Source organism: Colwellia sp. MT41, from assembly GCF_001444365.1.
In the GTDB taxonomy this organism is placed as follows: domain Bacteria; phylum Pseudomonadota; class Gammaproteobacteria; order Enterobacterales; family Alteromonadaceae; genus Colwellia; species Colwellia marinimaniae.
This window is the reverse complement of the sequence record NZ_CP013145.1, coordinates 469,176-487,595: the sequence shown is the minus strand read 5'-3', so window position 1 is coordinate 487,595 and position 18,420 is coordinate 469,176. Positions and strand designations below refer to the sequence as shown.

The 18,420-nt window shown below is 38.7% G+C and carries 18 protein-coding genes; 9 read left to right on the top strand and 9 right to left on the bottom strand.

From position 1 onward, the window contains the following. The first annotated feature begins 19 nt into the window (after window positions 1-19). From CMT41_RS02100 to CMT41_RS02090, 3 genes are all read left to right on the top strand, one after another. Entirely contained in the window at window positions 20-841 is an 822-nt protein-coding gene (locus tag CMT41_RS02100; protein ID WP_058026207.1) for an SAM-dependent methyltransferase, read from the top strand. Window positions 842-898: 57 nt separating this feature from the next. Then, window positions 899-1,156 carry a hypothetical protein gene (locus CMT41_RS02095; protein ID WP_057179516.1) on the top strand — a complete coding sequence of 86 codons (258 nt, stop codon included), beginning with the start codon at window positions 899-901 and terminating at the stop codon, window positions 1,154-1,156. A 96-nt stretch (window positions 1,157-1,252) separates the two neighbouring features. Beyond that, a complete protein-coding gene (locus CMT41_RS02090; protein ID WP_157466248.1) occupies window positions 1,253-3,058 on the top strand; it encodes a GGDEF domain-containing protein in 1,806 nt (601 codons plus the stop codon). Window positions 3,059-3,326: 268 nt separating this feature from the next. Here CMT41_RS02090 and prmA read toward each other — a convergent pair whose 3' ends face one another. Next, the gene (gene prmA, locus CMT41_RS02085; RefSeq protein WP_057179514.1) at window positions 3,327-4,208 is read right to left on the bottom strand and encodes a 50S ribosomal protein L11 methyltransferase; all 882 of its coding nucleotides are present in this window, start codon (window positions 4,206-4,208) and stop codon (window positions 3,327-3,329) included. A gap of 171 nt (window positions 4,209-4,379) precedes the next feature. On the opposite strand from prmA, the gene CMT41_RS02080 reads away from it, so the two are divergent. Further along, window positions 4,380-4,871 (top strand): putative 4-hydroxy-4-methyl-2-oxoglutarate aldolase, encoded by a 492-nt coding sequence (locus tag CMT41_RS02080; protein WP_058026205.1) that lies wholly within the window; start codon window positions 4,380-4,382, stop codon window positions 4,869-4,871. Between the two features lie 117 nt (window positions 4,872-4,988). After that, window positions 4,989-5,954, top strand: coding sequence for a siroheme synthase (locus CMT41_RS02075; protein ID WP_058026204.1), 966 nt, complete (start codon window positions 4,989-4,991; stop codon window positions 5,952-5,954). A gap of 183 nt (window positions 5,955-6,137) precedes the next feature. Here the strand turns inward: CMT41_RS02075 and CMT41_RS02070 are convergent, their stop codons facing one another. Beyond that, the gene (locus CMT41_RS02070) at window positions 6,138-6,941 is read right to left on the bottom strand and encodes a PEP-CTERM sorting domain-containing protein (RefSeq protein WP_157466246.1); all 804 of its coding nucleotides are present in this window, start codon (window positions 6,939-6,941) and stop codon (window positions 6,138-6,140) included. 729 nt (window positions 6,942-7,670) lie between these two features. After that, window positions 7,671-7,892: a hypothetical protein gene (locus CMT41_RS02065; RefSeq protein WP_058026202.1), complete on the bottom strand. Its 222-nt coding sequence runs from the start codon at window positions 7,890-7,892 to the stop codon at window positions 7,671-7,673. Window positions 7,893-8,537: 645 nt separating this feature from the next. Here CMT41_RS02065 and CMT41_RS02060 point away from each other — a divergent pair. Together CMT41_RS02060 and CMT41_RS02055 are read left to right on the top strand one after the other, a co-directional pair. Beyond that, window positions 8,538-9,809: a S1 family peptidase gene (locus CMT41_RS02060; protein WP_057179506.1), complete on the top strand. Its 1,272-nt coding sequence runs from the start codon at window positions 8,538-8,540 to the stop codon at window positions 9,807-9,809. Continuing rightward, window positions 9,800-10,846: an FHA domain-containing protein gene (locus CMT41_RS02055; RefSeq protein WP_058026201.1), complete on the top strand. Its 1,047-nt coding sequence runs from the start codon at window positions 9,800-9,802 to the stop codon at window positions 10,844-10,846. Before CMT41_RS02060 ends, CMT41_RS02055 begins: the two co-directional genes overlap by 10 nt. 80 nt (window positions 10,847-10,926) lie before the next feature. Here CMT41_RS02055 and trpS read toward each other — a convergent pair whose 3' ends face one another. Both trpS and rpe read right to left on the bottom strand, forming a co-directional pair. Further along, window positions 10,927-11,934, bottom strand: coding sequence for a tryptophan--tRNA ligase (trpS, locus tag CMT41_RS02050; RefSeq protein WP_057179504.1), 1,008 nt, complete (start codon window positions 11,932-11,934; stop codon window positions 10,927-10,929). 41 nt (window positions 11,935-11,975) lie between these two features. Then, on the bottom strand, window positions 11,976-12,656 hold the full coding sequence (gene rpe / locus CMT41_RS02045; RefSeq protein ID WP_057179503.1) for a ribulose-phosphate 3-epimerase: 681 nt from the start codon (window positions 12,654-12,656) through the stop codon (window positions 11,976-11,978). A 313-nt stretch (window positions 12,657-12,969) separates the two neighbouring features. Here rpe and CMT41_RS02040 point away from each other — a divergent pair, with 313 nt between their 5' ends. Next, the gene (locus CMT41_RS02040; RefSeq protein WP_057179510.1) at window positions 12,970-13,650 is read left to right on the top strand and encodes a TorF family putative porin; all 681 of its coding nucleotides are present in this window, start codon (window positions 12,970-12,972) and stop codon (window positions 13,648-13,650) included. Window positions 13,651-14,076: 426 nt separating this feature from the next. Further along, window positions 14,077-14,265 carry a DUF2970 domain-containing protein gene (locus CMT41_RS02030; RefSeq protein WP_057179501.1) on the top strand — a complete coding sequence of 63 codons (189 nt, stop codon included), beginning with the start codon at window positions 14,077-14,079 and terminating at the stop codon, window positions 14,263-14,265. Window positions 14,266-14,276: 11 nt separating this feature from the next. Here CMT41_RS02030 and CMT41_RS02025 read toward each other — a convergent pair whose 3' ends face one another. The 4 genes from CMT41_RS02025 to aroK all read right to left on the bottom strand — a co-directional run bounded on the left by CMT41_RS02025 (window position 14,277) and on the right by aroK (window position 18,285). Then, the gene (locus CMT41_RS02025) at window positions 14,277-15,095 is read right to left on the bottom strand and encodes a Dam family site-specific DNA-(adenine-N6)-methyltransferase (protein ID WP_057179500.1); all 819 of its coding nucleotides are present in this window, start codon (window positions 15,093-15,095) and stop codon (window positions 14,277-14,279) included. A 58-nt stretch (window positions 15,096-15,153) separates the two neighbouring features. Then, window positions 15,154-16,602, bottom strand: coding sequence for an SPOR domain-containing protein (locus CMT41_RS02020; protein WP_058026199.1), 1,449 nt, complete (start codon window positions 16,600-16,602; stop codon window positions 15,154-15,156). 63 nt (window positions 16,603-16,665) lie between these two features. Continuing rightward, window positions 16,666-17,730, bottom strand: a complete 1,065-nt coding sequence (gene aroB, locus CMT41_RS02015) for a 3-dehydroquinate synthase (protein ID WP_057179498.1) — start codon at window positions 17,728-17,730, stop codon at window positions 16,666-16,668. A gap of 36 nt (window positions 17,731-17,766) precedes the next feature. Then, a complete protein-coding gene (gene aroK / locus CMT41_RS02010; RefSeq protein WP_057179497.1) occupies window positions 17,767-18,285 on the bottom strand; it encodes a shikimate kinase AroK in 519 nt (172 codons plus the stop codon). Window positions 18,286-18,420 lie beyond the last annotated feature (135 nt).

Genomic DNA, 18,420 nt, shown 5'->3' with positions numbered 1-18,420 from the left:
TAACTAAAAGGAATTTATTATGTCAGGTAGTTTAGTCTGTGTGGGTACTGGCATGACTTTAGGCGCGCATATTAGCCCTATCGCTAGAAGCCATATCGAACAAGCCGACATAGTATTCTCACTGATGGCTAATGGTTTTGCGCAAAAGTGGCTAGAAGAAATCAATACGGATGTCCGCTGCCTGCAACGCTTCTACCAGGAAGGCAAAAATCGCAATATAACCTACAACGAAATGGTCGAGGCTATTCTAAGCCAGGTGCGCGACGGTAAAAAAGTTGTTGCCGCCTTTTATGGCCACCCCGGTGTATTTGCCTGTGTTAGTCATAGAGCCATTAAAAAAGCCAAATTAGAAGAGTTACCTGCGACCATGGAACCTGGCATTTCGGCTGAAGATTGTCTTTATGCCGATTTAGCTATAGATCCGGGAAAGACTGGCTGCATTCATTATGAAACCAGTCAGTTTATGTTCTATAAACGTAACATTGATACCGCTGCACATTTAATTTTATGGCAGGTCGCCCTTGCTGGCGATAAGTCTTTAGGTAAGTTCTCTACGGGGAAAGCTTATCGTCAGGTATTAGTTGATCTACTGCTTGAGCATTATCCAGCAGATCATCAAGTTATCTTATATCAAGCTAAGGGCATTGCCATTGATGCCATGCGTGAGGACAAAATTTCCTTAACCGACCTTGTTGATGCTGAACTATTTATGCATACCACCTTGGTACTTCCACCGTGCAGAAAAATGCAGCCTAACGAGGCAATACTAGCGAAGTTAGCTGCAATAGATAAAAAAGAAGATCGTATAAAAAATGGTCCTGAATTAACGCTGGTGTTATAAGCGAGCAAAGAAAAACGGTAAATACATTAATAATTAAATAACATGGAGGTAAGTAGTATGAATAAGGTAATTGAGGTATTAATACAAATGGCCAGTGACTCTTCACTAAGTAATGATCGTGCACTAACGAGTATGTTAGTTACTACCGATCTCACTGAATCTCAAGTTTTTGCCATTAGCAGCAAAAACATCGAACGTTTAGCTGAGACAATATATGATTTACCCATGATTAAATGTGTGCCATTGATGGTCCCAGAAGATGGTAATGAGATGGAAATTTTCACTTGCATCAAGACATTCGCAACTAACGTTTAAAAATACAATAAGCTAAACATGAAAAACATCTGCATTTTAAAGGAACTAAAAGACAGTTGTCACTCAAAGAGGTGGCCCATACTCCTATGGATATCTATGACCACTTTAGCTTGGGTTATACCAAGTAAAGTGGTCGCATCGACAACCTTTCAACCAAATACAATAACATCTCACCTATCATTGAGAGTAACGTCTAAAGAGATATCAGATAAGCTTTTATTAGCGGATAGAAATAGACGCGATGACCCACTGGTATACAAAAAATTATTGCTCGAGTTGTCGCAGATAAAAGATTCATTTAATGTTGAGCAAGGTTATTATTATCAATTTCTTCAAGGGTACTTAGCAACTTACCGTGGTGAATATGATCTAGCAGATAATCTATTAACAGAATTATTAACATCTAGTGCAAATAACCTGCTTAGGTTTAGAGCTAACTACACGTTAATAAACGTTGCCGCAGCAAAAAAGGACTGGTCTGACGGTTTAAGGCATATTGCTTTAAATAAAGAAATGCTCTCTTTAATTAAAGATGAGGAGCATTATCAAGTAAGTATCCTTACGACCATGATGTTTTACAACCAAATCCAACAGTATAATTTAGTCCTTAACGATGTTGCTTTAATTAAACGAGAAAACTTATCCCTGCAACATAATTGCTTTGTCGAGCAGTTATCACTTGAAGCAAGGATGAACCTTCAACAAGCAAAACCGGATGATGAAAGTATTGATGCCGCTCTAAGCATATGCATCAATGCTGAGAATAAGGTATATACCAATATTATTCGTGTATATAGAGCAAAATTATACTTAAAGGCGCTTAAAGCTGACAAAGCCCTTATGACCTTATTGCCCCACTACGATGAAATCAACGCAACACTCTATCCTATGTTAACAGTTAGTATGCATAACATATTAGCTAATAGTTACTTTAAATTAGATAACTTACTTGATGCAAAAAAGTACGCATTAGAAGCAGTGAAAGCCAATAAGTACATCAATGCTTTTCAGAATACTGACAGCTACAGGCTTCTTTATCTTATTGCTAAGCAAGAAAAAAATATCGATTTAGCATTGAGCTATCATGAGAAATTTAGTGAAGCAGAAACAGAGCGCTTAGAAGGTGAGAAATCTAAGTATTTGGCATTCAAACTGGCTGAGTTGCAAGCTTTTGAACATGAAAAGCAAATTAAATTACTCAATAAAGAAAATGATTTTTTGACTGCTGAGCAGGTATTAGCCAAGAGCAAGGTTGCCAATATTCAACTGATTATTACTGCGATGACTTTAATTATCATTATGCTAGCTATTGGTGGCGCGCGTTTATGGCAATCTCATAAACGGGTCAAAGTACTGTCTGAGTATGATGAACTAACCGGTATCTATAACCGTAGACACTTTACCCAACTAGCCGTGAGTACATTAAAATATTGTAAAACGGCTCAACAAGATTTAAGCCTAATAATGTTCGACTTAGATCATTTCAAAAAAATTAATGATACTTTTGGCCATATCTGTGGCGATTGGGCACTCAAAGAAACGATTAGAGTGTGTAAAACTATCGGCCGTACAAATGATGTTTTTGCTCGCCTAGGCGGAGAAGAGTTTTGTATTTTATTACCAAGTTGTAATATTGAAGGCGCGGTGCGACTCGCCGAAGCTTGTAGGGCTGCCATTGAAAACACCATTACCGAAGAGTCTGGTAATAATTTTAGCATTACCGCCAGCTTTGGTGTTACCGATGTAAAAAGATCGGGCTTTGATTTAGAAAAATTATTAGCTGATGCCGATTTTGCTACTTATGACTCTAAACACTCGGGTCGAAATAGAGTCACTATATATGAACCCGAAACGCCAGAAATAAGTGAATCATTAGAGGGTTCATGGCGTGTTGCTTCTTAAGCTGAGTCCTGTAACATGCATCTTCAAGTGCAACGGGGATCTAAGAAAGCCCTGGCTCCCCGACAATAAAACTCGGGGATGACACTTGAGGAATAACATTTCGGGGATGACGCTGAAGTACTAACAACTCGGAGGTGACGCTTGAAGAATAACATTTCGGGGATGGCGAGGTTTAGCTTGAAATAATCCCCGAAAGAAGTACTACTGGGATTACGAAGTGTGACTTGGAGAGCTCCCGATAGGAGCACTTCGCGGCTGACTCTAAAGCTTACTTACGTTGTCCGTTTAAACGAACCCATTCTTCTTGTACGCTAATTGGCGCCATGTCACACCACTGGCCGTAAATTTCTTGTAGTGTTTGTGCTTGCTCTTCTAAGACACCTGATAACGCTAATAAACCTTTATCACCAACGAATTCAATGATAGTAGGCGCTAACTCGCGCAATGGTCCAGCGAGAATATTTGCCACGACGACGTCGGCTTTAAATTTAGGCTGATCTTTAGGTAGATATAATTCAAGTCTATCGGAAACATTGTTACGCTCCGCATTGGCAAGACTTGCTTGTAGTGCTTGTGGATCGATATCAATAGCAATAACTTTCTTGGCACCTAATTTTAGGGCCGCTATTGATAAAATACCTGAGCCACAACCAAAATCAACCACGGTTTTATCTTGAAGGTCTAAGCCATCTAACCAAGTTAAACATAATGCTGTGGTTGGGTGTGTACCTGTACCAAAAGCCAGGCCTGGGTCTAACATAACATTTACCGCGTCAGGGTCTGGCACGTCGCGCCAGCTAGGACAAATCCATAGACGCTGGCCGAATTTCATTGGGTGGAAGTTGTCCATCCATTCACGTTCCCAGTCTTTGTCTTCTAATTGTTCTAGCTTGTATTGCATTTGCTCTTTATCAGGGTGAATACCTTGCAAGTAATGGATAACTTTGTCCATATCATGACTAGCTTCAAATAAGCCCATAACGACGGTATTCGACCAGTAGATAACCTCATCACCGGGTAGTGGTTCATATATGGGTGTGTCTTTGGCATCGAGAAAAGTAACGGCTTGTGAGCCACAGGCTGTGAGCCAGTCACTGTATTTTTCGGCATTATCTTCGTTGGCACTTAATCTAAGTTGTATCCAAGGCATCTGATATTCTCTACTGGTATTTGGTGTTTGCTGCTACTTGTTATACTTGCCTTTGTCGTTAGTGCAAAGAGTAGATATAATTGGTAAATAGTAGCCATAAATAAGCTTGATGCTAGTTTATCATTCATTACTGCTAGAGTAGGCATAATAAATGATAAAACGGAAATTACCATGCTGGATTTACTGCCTGATCTCTTTGATCAATACCCTGAACAACTTTCCCTCGTACAGGTACCCTTTAATGATTACGGTAAAAACATTATTTTTTCTGGCGAAATAGTCACCGTTGCTTGCTTTGAAGATAATTCCAAAGTGAAAGAGCTATTAGCGACCGATGGTACCGGTAAGGTATTAGTAGTTGATGGTAAAGGCAGTATGAAGCGGGCGCTATTAGGCGATATGATTGCAGAGAATGCGGTTAAAAATAATTGGCAGGCTGTGGTTATCAATGGCTGTATTCGTGATGCGGGCACTATTGCCACTTTAGCGATTGCGGTAAAAGCCCTTGGTTGTAATCCAATAAAAACAGAAAAGTTAGGTGTCGGTGACATTAACATTGTCGTAAATTTTGCTGGTATTGACTTTATTCCTGGCTGGACTATTTATGGCGATGCCAATGGTTTAGCGGTTAGTGAAGCAAGGTTAACATTAAGTGAGCTATAGCCGTTCTAACACCTAACTATCAACAATGAAAAGGTCAACTTAATTCAGATTAAGGTTTTCTGTTTATTGCTATGTTAATGTGGGCAGATAAAGAGATGTAATAGAGTTGGTTAGTAGATGAAGTATTTTCCCGTTTTTCTTGATGGCAGTAAAATTAATGCCATGGTGGTTGGTGGTGGCGATGTGGCCGCCCGTAAAATTGAATTACTGTTAAAAACCACCACAAAAATCACCATAATGTCAGCCAGCGTTACTGATGGCGTGGCACGTTTGATTAGCGAAAATCAACTCACTTGGTTAAAACATAACTATAAAGCTGGTTTATTAGACGGCATTACTTTGATAATAGCCGCCACGGATAATAAAACAGTCAATGAAAGTGTTTATCATGAAGCGGTAGCATTTAACATTCTGGCCAATGTGGTTGATCAACCGGCCCTATGCACTTATATCACGCCAGCTATTATTGATCGTTCCCCTATGATTATTGCTTTATCAAGCTCAGGTAGCGCACCTATTTTAATTCGCATGTTACGCGAGCAAATAGAGAAAACTCTACCCCAGGGTTACGGTCGTCTGGCTGATTTTTCGTTAAAATTTCGTGACCATGTCAAAGCCCGTATTAAAGGTATACGCAATCGCCGCACCTTTTGGGAAAACACCTTGCGTGGTGCAATCGGGCAAAATTTACTGGATGGTAAACAACACAAAGCTGAGCAGCAGTTAATTGCCAGCTTGAAAGAAAAAATTGCGCCTCCGGCTGGCGCAATAATTTTTATCCATACCAAAGCTGGTAACCCCGATGATTTAACCTTAAACGCTCACCGCGCTTTACAGTTTGCTGATGCTGTTTTTTATGACGATGCGGTAAATATAGAGTTGATTGAATATGTGCGCCGTGATGCAGAAAAGTATCCGCAAAGTATCCGCTCAACTATATTAGTAAATTACCAACATGCGTTAGAGCTTGCTCAGCAAGGGCAACACGTTATTTACTTACTGGCAGGTAATGAAGAGTTGCCTAGTAATGCGGCATTAATTACTAGTGGCATTAGCACCAAAATCATCACTAGCGGCAGTTAGCTTTATTGCTTACTGAATGATCTAAAAGCAATAGAGTACAATAACTGTCGGTTTTTTTTACAGTGTTTATCACTAAAGCTACCTGCGCTTATGTTCAATGTAATCGAACTAGATAATAATAAAAAAGACCTTCATTTATGAAGGCCTTTTATTTGATTAGATTATTGACTCACTGAATAACCATTAAACTTTCTTAATACGTACACCAAAAGCGAGTAAAATTAAACCTAAAGCAAAAATTCCTAGGGTGTTTGGCTCAGGGATGGAATAACCATGGAAGTCGGCACTACCTGTTGAATACCTAACAGCAGTTCCGCTTTCATCAAAGGAATCTTGTGTTACTCCATTGACTACCCAGCCATTGGACCAACTATCAAAATCACCCGAAAATACAATATCAGTCATAGATCCATTAGAGAGAGGCCACATATTAGTGTCAAAGTTCCACATTGCTACCCCCCCAACAACATCCAGAGCACCTGCTCCATTCAATAGACCTGTAAGTGAACTACTACCAATAAATGTGGTTTCATCACCAGCAAAGATATGTCCCCTTAATGCAAGCCATAATAAATTATCACCATCATCATCTGATCCCCCTGTATTTTGTAAGGTTAACTTTTCCTGATCAGTGACTGTGAGAATGTCTGGTGATGTATCGACCCAAAATTCCATCCAACCACCTTTGAAATTTGTATCGCCAGCTGCCGCTGCGTCAGCAGAAATAGTGTAACCACCAAATTGATAGCTTAATTCACAGCCAGGGCATATGTCCGCATAGCCATTTATCGAAGTTAATCTACCGTACCCACTCAATTCAAGCGTCAATATATTAATCTGTTGATAAATTATCGCCGAACCGCCACGTAAATCAGCACCATCATCTGGGTCCCAGACCACACCACCAACATTAATCAGACCAGCCGAAGCAGAAAAACTTGCTAGTACCATGACCGCGATAGCCAGAGCTCTTTTTATCATTCTCATTAGTTTGCCCTCAGTAATATATTAAAAATATAATCTCTATAATTTAAAATTAACTTGTGGGTTTCCCTTCCCTTGTACAAAGAAATGCATAGGGCATACCACATGCAAATACCATAGTAAAGACAATAAGATAAAATAAACCACAACCAAACTAATTGTACAAGTGTAAAAAAACATGACACTTTTACTCGCTATTTTCACTGCTAAATTTATTTTTATACAATTAGCAGTGGCGTAATTATCGTTACGATCAGAATAGAAACTATTTACAAAATATCAGACAAGAGCTAAGCCGCACTGACTATTACGGCTCTCCTTACGGACCACTTTGTTCATTGGCTAGCCCTAATACATCATTTGTCATGCCAAATGGTACTTATGATAATGGTGGGCTTTACTGATTATGAGTCAATATTTGTCAATTAAGGCAAGGGTTAATTTGGTTTTAACGCTAGCCGGACCACGGCTAGCGCATTTTAAGCCCTTACTATGTATGACTTGATATAATCTAGTATTTAAAGTTGTCTGTATTCTTAACTGCTTTCGCGTCGCGGTGGCGACTACACCCAAAGAGGGCTATCGCCGAGCCTCTCTGGACTCTCTCGGCGCTGCGAATAAAACCTATCTTTCATTCAATCAAGTACTTCGAGGTGCCGCGTTAATGTACGTCCATGTACCACGCCGCTTTTTCATCATCCCTGATAAAATACCTGCGCACTTTCAATAATTTCAGGATTTACCACACAGATACGTACGTTTATAATTCAAGCTACCATCTGGACGTTTTACTTCCTCAATAGCTGAGATGTCAGCAATAAAAGCATCTATTTCCGCCGCTTTAACATCATTCAGATCAGACGGAATAAAAGATAAGCCATCGATATATAATCTTTTCTCTTTCGATACTGATACCTTTTTTATAACACTAGAACAAGCCAGTAATGAACTCATATAGAGTGCTATACCTCTCTCTGAATAAATCGTCTTCGTTGCATTAGATAGCCTTTGTTATTAACCACTGATGTTGATTTTTCATTATAAACAAAAAGTAAATTAACTCAAAAAGAGCTTTCGATTCTAGACTACTTTCAATTTGACATAGGGTAAGGATAAAAAGAAGCGAAATATTAAAAAGTAAACCCGGTGATGGTAAAAAAGTAATTAATATCTTTGTTATTAACTCATGCGTAAATCAACAATAGTAGCGTTAATGATTAATGAATTTTATTCAGATATGATAGCCAGAAATAACTGACGGAAATATATCACGCAGCATAACGTCTTTAGCATCTCCTTTAGCCACGTTTCCAAGCACTAAAGTAGCAAAAATTTAATTTTTAACGTTGAAAATTTTAACATCATAGCCAAAAGGATAATCTAAGCTAGCCTCAGGTTTGTTAAGTAAGTACTGCTCAGCTTGTTGATTATTAAGGCTGGTCATGGCAAGTTTATTCATTGGTATTTAGGGAAAAACATACTTGGCTTCAACATGGTAAACAATGACATCAATCAAGCAAGATGATTAATGTTATTGAGAGAGTGACAAATGCTAATTTAGTGTCACAATGGATGAATTGCTTATCCACAGGAAGATGAATGAAAACTCTTTTTACCTTAGTTTTTATACTATTAAGTCATACTATTTTTGCCGCCGAGCAAGCTGAAGAAATTTTCGCCCAGCTAACACCTTCCCTTTATCAAATAAAATTGATTGATAAAGCCAGTGGCGAGAAATCGTCGATTGGCTCTGGTTTTCAGATCAGTGCAGACGGCATTATTGCCACTAACTACCATGTAATATCTAGCTATGCCCGTCACCCAGAAAAATATCGCATTGAATATTTAGACTACCAAGGAAAATCGGGGCAAGTCGACTTGGTGAGTGTCGATGTTATTAATGATCTAGCCTTAGTAAAACGTCATGTTGACCTTGATATGCCCTACTTCATACTTTCGGATAAAAAGCCGATTAAAGGTGAGCAGTTATTTGCTCTGGGCAACCCTCATGACTTAGGCATGATTGTGGTACCCGGTACTTATAACGGTTTAAAAAAAGAATCGTTCAATGAGCGTATCCATTTCACTGGTTCTATTAATTCAGGCATGAGTGGTGGTCCTGTGGTTAACAAAGATGAAAAGGTAGTTGGCATTAATGTAGCCACATCGGGTAACCAAATTGGTTTTTTGGTTCCACATGAAAAATTGGTGACACTTTTCAGTGACTATAAAAAAAATGCACCGACAGATATTAAGCAACAAATGTCAGCTCAATTAATGGCCAACCAAAATAAACTAATGTCAGCACTACTTAATAATACTTGGCAAAGTAAAGAGCTTGCCGGTAAGGCTATGATCCCGATTATTGACGTACCTTTCATTCGCTGCTGGGGTGACTCTAATGCGGATAAAAAAGATGCCCTTATTTTAGCGGCCATTGCTAATTGCTCTTTAGATGAAAACACTTATCTTTCGTCACACTTTTTTACTGGCAGTGTTGAAATTGAATTTCGTTATATGCAAGCAAAGAATTTAAGTGATAATAAATTTTATCATTTATATCAACGGCAAATATCACGAGCTGGTGCGGGCAATAGAGCAGGTAAAGATGATGTCACTGAGTATCAATGTCACCATGACATAATTACACCGGCAAGTACCGCTGGTTCAAGCCAAGAAATTAAAAATAAAAGTATTTTCTGTACTCGTGCTTACAAAGAATTCCCAGGATTATTTGATGTCTTATATCTAGGCGCTAGTATCGATAAAAATCAACAAGCTTTAGTCAGCCACTTTACTCTAGCCGGTGTCAGCAAAAAAAATGCCCTGGCTTTTACTGGTAAATTTATGGAGGCGGTATCATGGAAATAATTAAAGATACTGAGCATGGCTGCACAGCAACAGAGCCAATGACAAGTAATGATTTACCCTGTGAACAAGGTGAGATCATTATTGAAGAAATTACCCGTAATCATAAATTGCTGCATCGTCACCGACTCAAGCAAAGCGAAATTTCCATTGGCCGGGGTTATCACAATGATATTATTTTAACTGACCCTCATATTTGTCCGCAGCACTTATCGTTAAGTTTTGCTCAAGGTGCTTGGCGCCTTAATGATAATAACTCAGTAAATGGCACAATATTAGAAGGTAGCAAATCAAGTAATAAAGATGACCATCAACAAGTAATTAATGATGGTGATGTTATTGTTTTAGGTAAAAGCCAATTAAGAATACTATTTAGTGATCATCAAGTAGCAGATACCATTGCCTTTAGCCCCTTTGAGTCGCTAATAGACTTCATCCGCCACCCTATTGCAGTATTTATCAGTATTGCTTTGTTTATACTGATAGCGGGAAACATTTCCTATTTAAACCAGCCAACTGAAACCAATATAAGCCAGTTGTTTGTTAGCGCTTTTAGTATGAGCTTATTATTTGCTTTATGGCCTGCAGGTGTGGCTTTAGTGTCTCACCTCACTAAGCATGATCCACGGATACTCGCTCAACTTGGTATTAGCTTTAGCTTTTTTATTCTGCTGTGGCTTAGTGATCTATTGGAAGAAATTATTGCTTTTAACGCCTCGAGTAATTCATTACTCGGTTTGATTAGTACGCTAGTACCCATTGGACTAGCTTTTAGCCTGTTTTGGTTAAATAGCTATATTGGCTTTCATGTTAGTGCAAAACGTAGAATTGTTGTAGCGTTAAGTATTACGGCACTACTCTTTGGCGGTACTTACTTATTACAATACAGTAAGAAGCCTGAGTTTAATCCACATCCACAATATAATGCCACGATAATGGCACCCAGATATTTAATGGCGCCAAGCAATAATGTTGAAACTTTTTTAAAGCAAAGTGATATATTATTTGAACAAGCAAATAAAGCAGCACAACAAGATTAAAAGGTTAAAAACTTAACTAGATAAAAGGCTTATTTTCATAAGAAAATAAGCCTTTTATATTAATTATGTTAAACGGCTAGCTATGGGCGAGGAATAAAACCAACCGCATCATATACAGAGCGAAGTACTTTACTCGCACGAGCAGAAGCTTTTTCAGCACCATTACGCATGACTTGCTCTAAGAAAGCTTGGTCTTGTCTATATTCATGGTATTTGGTTTGAATTGGTTCTAATAAGGCTACTACCGCATTGGCGACATCACCTTTTAAATGACCATACATTTTATCTTCATAGGCTGGTACTAGGTCAGCAATGCTTTGTCCGGTAGCACAAGATAATAACGACAATAAATTCGACACGCCTGGTTTTTCTTCGCTATCAAAATATATGCGCGCTTGCTCATCAGAATCAGTAACTGCGCGTTTTATTTTCTTGGCAATCTTTTTAGGATCTTCTAACAAACCAATGAAGTTACCCGGATTAGTATCCGACTTAGACATTTTTTTAGTCGGTTCAAGCAAGCTCATTACCCGTGCGCCATGCTCTGGAATAAAAGGCTCAGGTACAGTAAAAATATCGCCATAAATATTATTAAAGCGCGTAGCTATCACTCTTGCTAATTCTAAGTGTTGTTTTTGATCATCCCCTACTGGCACTTTGTTAGCCCCGTAAAGTAATATATCAGCAGCCATCAATACCGGATAAGTAAATAAGCCTGAGTTCATATTTACTTCAGACTTTTGTGACTTATCTTTATATTGTGTCATGCGATTTAATTCACCCATTTGCGTATAGCAATTAAGTACCCAGCTCAATTGCGCATGCTCAGGTACATGGGACTGAATAAAAATAGTACTTTGCTCAGGGTCAACACCACAGGCAAGATATAAGGCTAAACCATCTAAGGTTGCTTTACGTAAATCCTCAGCTTTAGGGCGAACGGTAATGGCATGTTGATCAACAAGCATGTAATAACATTCATGGGTCGATTGCATATTAACCCATTGCTTTAATGCGCCTAAATAATTACCGATAGTTAACTCGCCTGATGGCTGACAGCCACTTAATACAATAGGTTTACTAGTCATTTCTTATACCCTTAAAATACTAAATTTCAACTTATGTTTACTTATACTGACTGCGATACTGTGGCTAACTCTGCGCGCATTTCATCAATTGCCACTTTATAATCAGCTTGAGAAAATATTGCCGAGCCCGCAACAAACATATCGGCACCCGCCTCGGCAATTTCTGCAATATTGTTCACTTTAACACCACCATCAACTTGCAAACGTATATCATAGCCACTTTGTTTAATCTTTTCTTTTACCAAACGTAATTTATCTAATGTTGCCGGAATAAAAGATTGGCCACCAAAGCCTGGATTGACCGACATTAATAAAATAACGTCAAGTTTGTCCATAACAAAGTCTAAACAATGCAAAGGGGTAGCAGGATTAAGGACTAGGCCGGCTTTACAGCCATGGTCTTTAATTAGCTGTAAGTTTCTATCAATATGATCACTTGCTTCCGGGTGAAAGGTGATTATATCAGCCCCGGCCTTAGCAAATGCAGGGATGAGCGTATCAACTTGCCTAACCATTAAATGCACATCAATGGGCGCTTTAATACCGTAATCACGTAACGATTGACAGATCATGGGTCCGAAGGTTAAATTTGGTACAAAGTGATTATCCATGACATCAAAATGAACAACGTCGGCACCGGCGGCTAAAACCTTAGCAACATCATCCCCTAAACGAGCAAAATCGGCGGATAAAATAGAGGGAGCAATTAAAAATGGTGACATTAGTGTATATCCTAAAAAAATATGCCGCTATTATACCCATGCTAATTGAAAATGCGAGTTACCCGCCATTGTTACTTCATATACCACTGCACTTTTTTTGCACATTTACTAAAAAATCGCACCAATATTGCTCAGCTCAGATGTTAAGTAAGCAACTAATTAAAATTCATGTAAAATAACTTGATACTAACCACATGATTTTTAGTAATAAAAAAGTCGGTAGATAATAAACATTATCTTTTTTGATTTGGGCATTATGCTTGCAAAGCATCTAGCAGACACTTTTTATAACAAACAACAACAAGAGCTAATTATGAAAAAAACAATAACTACCATGGTTATCACATCACTATTAGCAGCTTCTGCTATTTCATTCCAAGCATCAGCTACTGAAGGCTTGTCAGCCAACTTTGCTGCTACTAACAACTACTTATGGCGTGGCTTAGAACAAACAGGTGGTGATGTGGCTCTTTCAGGTGGTATTGATTACGCAACAAATTCTGGCTTTTATGCCGGTACTTGGGTATCAAACGCTTCTTGGGGCGACATGAAAACTGAACTAGACTTATACTTGGGCTTTAGTGGCGACATCAATGCAAGTTTTTCTTATGATGTCGGCTATATTTACTTCGCATACCCTGATTCAATTGCTGATAAAAATGCCTTCTCTGAAATCTATGCAAGCATTTCAACGGGTGGTTTCACTTTTGGGCTAGCTGTATTAGCCGATTCAGAAGGTGGTGGCGACGGTGCAGAATTTGGTGATTCACTATATGCAAACATTGACTACGCTTTTACTTTAGCTAACGATGCAGAAGTTGCTTTCCACATTGGTAATTACAGTGGCGATTTCTCTACTGACTCAACTGACATTGGAGTTTCAATAAGCAAAGACGGTTTCACCTTTGGCGTTTCAAAAACAGATTACGATGACGGTATAGACAGTGATGATATGAAATTCTACCTTGCTTATAGTATTGATATTGACCTATAGGCATTGATTACTCATTTTGATGAGTAATGCACCTAAGAAACAGTCAAAGACATTAAGGTGAACCTAGGTTATACTGGTTCGCCTGTTATAATGGATAGTACCTCAAAATGTCAAAACGGATGATGACAAACCCACACTTATCAAAATTTATGCAACTAATCTTTGCATGTACTTTGACCCTAGCTACTTTAGTTAGCTTCAGTCAATATAGCGACAAACAAACCGCTCAAATACAACAACCTAGCTTGTGTATGACGGTTGCATCAAATCTGCCAATGAACCATGTAAACCACCCCTGCCAAGCGAGTAATATGTCAAATAAAAGCTGGTTATCCTGGTTATCTGGTGACAGTAAATCCACACATTTACACTTTTTAGATTTAGTTGAGCTTATTCATTATAGCTTCCATTAAGACGTTCTTTGTTATGCAGAGCAGCTTAAAAGATACTTTTAAGAGTGTTGCCGCGGCATTTTTTGGCGTGCAAAGTGAAAGTGCTCGCAAACGTGATTTTTCCCAGGGTAAACTTAGTCACTTTATTATTGTTGGCCTTATATCTGTACTGATTTTTATCGCTTGCTTAATCGCCATTGTTAGCTTAGTTATACCAAATTAATTCGGACCAGCTTATTTATATAATGCCAGTAACTCTGCGACCTTTTTACGCTTAGTCGCATTTTGACTAATGGTGCGAGCTACCTTGACTGATTTTATCTTTACCGCATGCTCATAAATTTTTCGGGTCCAAATGGTATCATGATTAGAAATCACCACAGAAATAGTGCCTTTTTCGCTAACTTCTTCCGCGGCAGTGGCAAGATCAGCTTGCTCATCTAAGCCAAAGCCATTGCCGGCGTAACTGGTAAAACTTGCCGTTTTACTCAGTGGTACGTACGGTGGATCACAATAAATCACATCACCCTGTTCTGCTCGCGCAAAGGTTTGACGATAACCTTCACAGACAAAGGTTGCTTTTTGCGATTTTTCAGCAAAATAGTTTAATTCAGCCTCGGGGAAATAAGGACGTTTATATTTACCGAAAGGAACATTATAGCCACCTTTCTTGTTATAACGACATAAGCCGTTATAACCGTGACGATTCATGTATAAAAAAACTAGGGAGCGAAAGTAACTGTCTTTACTGGCATTGAAATCAATACGTAATTGGTAATAGATCTCGGCTTGATTATGCTCAGGATTAAAAAATTTACGCGCATCCTCAATGAAACTATCAGGTTTTTCTTGGACAATTTTATAAAGGTTTATTAAATCTTGGTTAATATCATTAAGAATATATTCATCAAAGTCAGTATTTAGAAATACCGAACCGGCACCAACAAAAGGCTCAATAAGACGACGTTCATTAGGTAGCATTTTTGAAATAACATCACACAGGCTATATTTACCGCCAGCCCACTTCAAAAACGCTCGATGTTTATTATTCATGCTACCGATTAAACCCGCGACTTCACTTGATAAATTTAAAGGCGGATTGTAGCTTGTATTAGCCCTTAAAGGTATTTATTTCACTGATTACCAATGAAATATCCTTAAGCCATGGTTCACGTATTAGCAGACTTGCTGGCAACAACTTTATCGCTGATTTTGCCATGGTTTTATTTGGATAAACCCTTGAAGTGACCACAATAAAACGCTGCTCTGTTAATAGCCTTTGATAGCTGAACAAGTTCTCTGACCGATGATTTTCGATAAATTCATGCCACAACTTACTATCGGAAAAACCAGCTAACTGAATAACATAACCATACTCATAGACTACCGCTTGGTTTTGATAGTAATGACTAGCAATTTTTGCCAGCCTAATCGGTTGAATTTGTTTGTCCTCGGCTTGCTCTATAATAATTTTCTTTTCGGCCGTTGACTCTGTCTTTTTGTTAGTCACGTCAATAGAAGGACTTGCTCCTGTTGTTATATTATTAAATGAGTTTGCTAAAGCGTTGATGACATCACTGGCATTCGCAGGCACCTGCTTAGCATGACTTAAAACAGGTAAAGCCAATATGGCTCTATTAATCTCTTCACTCGACGCTGCTCCCCCGCTACCGACTTTAATTAACTCATCAGCCGTGACTCGTTTTTGTTTCTTTGCCATTTTTCTAACTACTCGCTCATCTGCACTCTCTATTGAGTCCCTCGCGGGTAAAACGGTATCACTAACATCAAATTTATTAAGCTGTTTATCTAACGGGTTACTTTGCTTATTTAAGGCATCGGCAATTACTTGATAGCCCCAAATAAGTATAGCTAACAGCATTAACATCACGAAAAACAAACTTACTTTCTGCCCAAACGTTAATGAACTAGTAGCTTTTTCATGGTGTATTTTTTTGTCATCTAAGCTAAGTACTTGCCCAGATGTAGCTTCAATAACTACCATTTTATCTTTAAATAAACTTTTATTTAGCGATAACTGCTTAGCGGCCTCGGTTAAACCAAAAAGTACGACATTAATTATTAGTTGGTCTTTTTTTGCTAAGCTGACTAATTGTGACAATTCATACTTAAGCTGCAAAGACAGGGCGTGTGCATGGTCTATGACTATAGAAATAGCTTCACCCTGCTGTTTGGCAAATCGTAAAACACTTACTGCTAATGACTGCTCAGGATCAAATAGGGTATTTATAAACAACTGTTCAATCAAGCGACAGCGAATTTGAATATCGTTTAATTTTGTTGAGGCTGAGACAAAGGCAACATTAATATGACTCTCTGCCCCTGTAGAAGGGTCATTAGAAAGGCTGACCAGATACTGGCTAGCTAATTGAGAGTATTGCTCGGTATTTCTGCCTATAACTAACACTGCTTGTTTTGTATAGCGTAAGTTATGATCTATCCGTGTGGGAACACTAATAGCTGAGGGCACATTTTCAGACAAGGGTATATTTTCTGCTCGGGTTAGCTCTGTGGTGGAAGTATTCTCTAGTGCGGACATACTTAATCCTTTCTATACTGTAAATTCTTCTTCATGCTAGCTAAGCCCATCAGAAGAAAATAATTATAGAATTTCTTGAAGTGTATCCTGGCTGACATCATCACGAATTTCTGACTGGCCTATCGCGGTTGGTATAATAAACCTGAGCTTACCGGCAATATTCTTTTTATCTCGGCGCATATGACGGATAAATTCAGTAAAACCCATATCCTGTGGAGCTATTACCGGTAGGTCAAACGCTAAAATTAATTTTTCCATTCGTCGTAATTCTGACACTTCAAGCAAATTCATTGCTACTGCTAATTTAGCAGCAAGGACCATGCCAGTTGCTACTGCTTCACCGTGCAACCACTTGCCATAGCCCTGCTCAGCTTCGATGGCATGACCAAAGGTATGCCCTAAGTTGAGTAAAGCTCTGATGCCCGTTTCGGTTTCATCACTTGCCACAATATCAGCTTTACATTGACAGCACTTTTCAATCATCTGCGCTAAAATCTGCTTGTCGGCCGACTTTATCCCAGAAATATTGTCTTCAAGCCACTCAAAAAATACTTTATCACCTAAGATACCATACTTAATTACTTCAGCCATTCCTGCATTAAACTCACGGACAGGCAGAGTTGCCAGACTATCAATATCAATGAAAACAGCTTTAGGCTGGTAAAAAGCGCCAATCATATTTTTACCAAGAGGATGATTAACCGCCGTTTTCCCTCCAACCGAAGAGTCAACCTGTGACAGTAACGTTGTTGGTATTTGAATGAAATCAATACCGCGCTGGTAACATGCTGCGGCAAAGCCCGTTATATCACCAATAACACCGCCACCTAGGGCTATTAAAGTAGTATCTCGACCATGCTCATTCGTTAACAAGTGCGACATGATAACTTCAAAATTTGCTAAGCTTTTTTCAGCTTCACCATCAGGAAGAATTACTTCATCTACGGTAAAATCGGTTAATTTTGCTTTAAGTGCATCGATATATAAAGGAGCAACAATATCGTTTGATACAATACAAACACGCTTGGCCCGAATATGCGAAGAGAGCAGATCTGTTTTACTTAACAGACCTGAATCAATATATATAGGATAACTACGTGTACCTAAATCAAGATTAAGAATTGCCATATTAGAATACTACCCCGAGTTCCACCGTGGAGAAATTTAAAAATCAAGTCGCTCTATGATTTTGTGTGCAACAACTTTGGCACTTTGCTCATCAGTTTGTACTATGATATCAGCAATTTCTTCGTATAGTGGGTTACGCTCTACAGCCAGATTTTCCAAAACTGTACGAGGCTCTTCAGATGTTTGTAATAGTGGACGACGACGATCTCTTTGTGTACGTGCAACTTGTTTGTCGATTGTTGTTTCAAGGTAAACAACGATACCGCGAGCAGATAAGCGATTACGAACACTAGCGCTTATTACTGAACCACCACCTGTTGCTAAAACAATACCTTGTTTCTCACTCAAATCTTCAATTACAGATTCTTCTCTTTTGCGGAAGCCTTCTTCACCTTCAAGATCAAAAACCCAAGCAATGTCTGCTCCTGTACGGCGCTCTATCTCCTGATCAGAGTCAAAAAATTCAAGGTGCAATCGTTCGGCTATCTCTCTACCGATAGTACTTTTACCTGCACCCATAGGACCTATAAGGAATATGTTACGTTTTTCTGCCATTAGATTTACTTAATACTCGTTGTGTTAACAGAACAGCCAGAAGCCTATATTTCAATGAAAAAGTGCTTTTGGCAAAAAAGAGGTCTCCCTCAGAAATTACAAGGGCGTAATTATCGCAAGTGTTGGCTATCAAAT

Coding starts and splice junctions, on each gene's coding strand:
- rpe (WP_057179503.1), bottom strand. CDS start 12,656: ATGTCACCATTTTTAATTGCTCCCTCTATTTTATCCGCCGATTTTGCT.
- CMT41_RS02055 (WP_058026201.1), top strand. CDS start 9,800: ATGGAAATAATTAAAGATACTGAGCATGGCTGCACAGCAACAGAGCCA.
- CMT41_RS02020 (WP_058026199.1), bottom strand. CDS start 16,602: ATGTCCGCACTAGAGAATACTTCCACCACAGAGCTAACCCGAGCAGAA.
- CMT41_RS02075 (WP_058026204.1), top strand. CDS start 4,989: ATGAAGTATTTTCCCGTTTTTCTTGATGGCAGTAAAATTAATGCCATG.
- prmA (WP_057179514.1), bottom strand. CDS start 4,208: ATGCCTTGGATACAACTTAGATTAAGTGCCAACGAAGATAATGCCGAA.
- CMT41_RS02100 (WP_058026207.1), top strand. CDS start 20: ATGTCAGGTAGTTTAGTCTGTGTGGGTACTGGCATGACTTTAGGCGCG.
- CMT41_RS02060 (WP_057179506.1), top strand. CDS start 8,538: ATGAAAACTCTTTTTACCTTAGTTTTTATACTATTAAGTCATACTATT.
- aroK (WP_057179497.1), bottom strand. CDS start 18,285: ATGGCAGAAAAACGTAACATATTCCTTATAGGTCCTATGGGTGCAGGT.
- CMT41_RS02095 (WP_057179516.1), top strand. CDS start 899: ATGAATAAGGTAATTGAGGTATTAATACAAATGGCCAGTGACTCTTCA.
- CMT41_RS02070 (WP_157466246.1), bottom strand. CDS start 6,941: ATGAGAATGATAAAAAGAGCTCTGGCTATCGCGGTCATGGTACTAGCA.
- CMT41_RS02090 (WP_157466248.1), top strand. CDS start 1,253: ATGACCACTTTAGCTTGGGTTATACCAAGTAAAGTGGTCGCATCGACA.
- CMT41_RS02080 (WP_058026205.1), top strand. CDS start 4,380: ATGCTGGATTTACTGCCTGATCTCTTTGATCAATACCCTGAACAACTT.
- CMT41_RS02025 (WP_057179500.1), bottom strand. CDS start 15,095: ATGAATAATAAACATCGAGCGTTTTTGAAGTGGGCTGGCGGTAAATAT.
- aroB (WP_057179498.1), bottom strand. CDS start 17,730: ATGGCAATTCTTAATCTTGATTTAGGTACACGTAGTTATCCTATATAT.
- trpS (WP_057179504.1), bottom strand. CDS start 11,934: ATGACTAGTAAACCTATTGTATTAAGTGGCTGTCAGCCATCAGGCGAG.
- CMT41_RS02030 (WP_057179501.1), top strand. CDS start 14,077: ATGCAGAGCAGCTTAAAAGATACTTTTAAGAGTGTTGCCGCGGCATTT.
- CMT41_RS02040 (WP_057179510.1), top strand. CDS start 12,970: ATGAAAAAAACAATAACTACCATGGTTATCACATCACTATTAGCAGCT.
- CMT41_RS02065 (WP_058026202.1), bottom strand. CDS start 7,892: ATGAGTTCATTACTGGCTTGTTCTAGTGTTATAAAAAAGGTATCAGTA.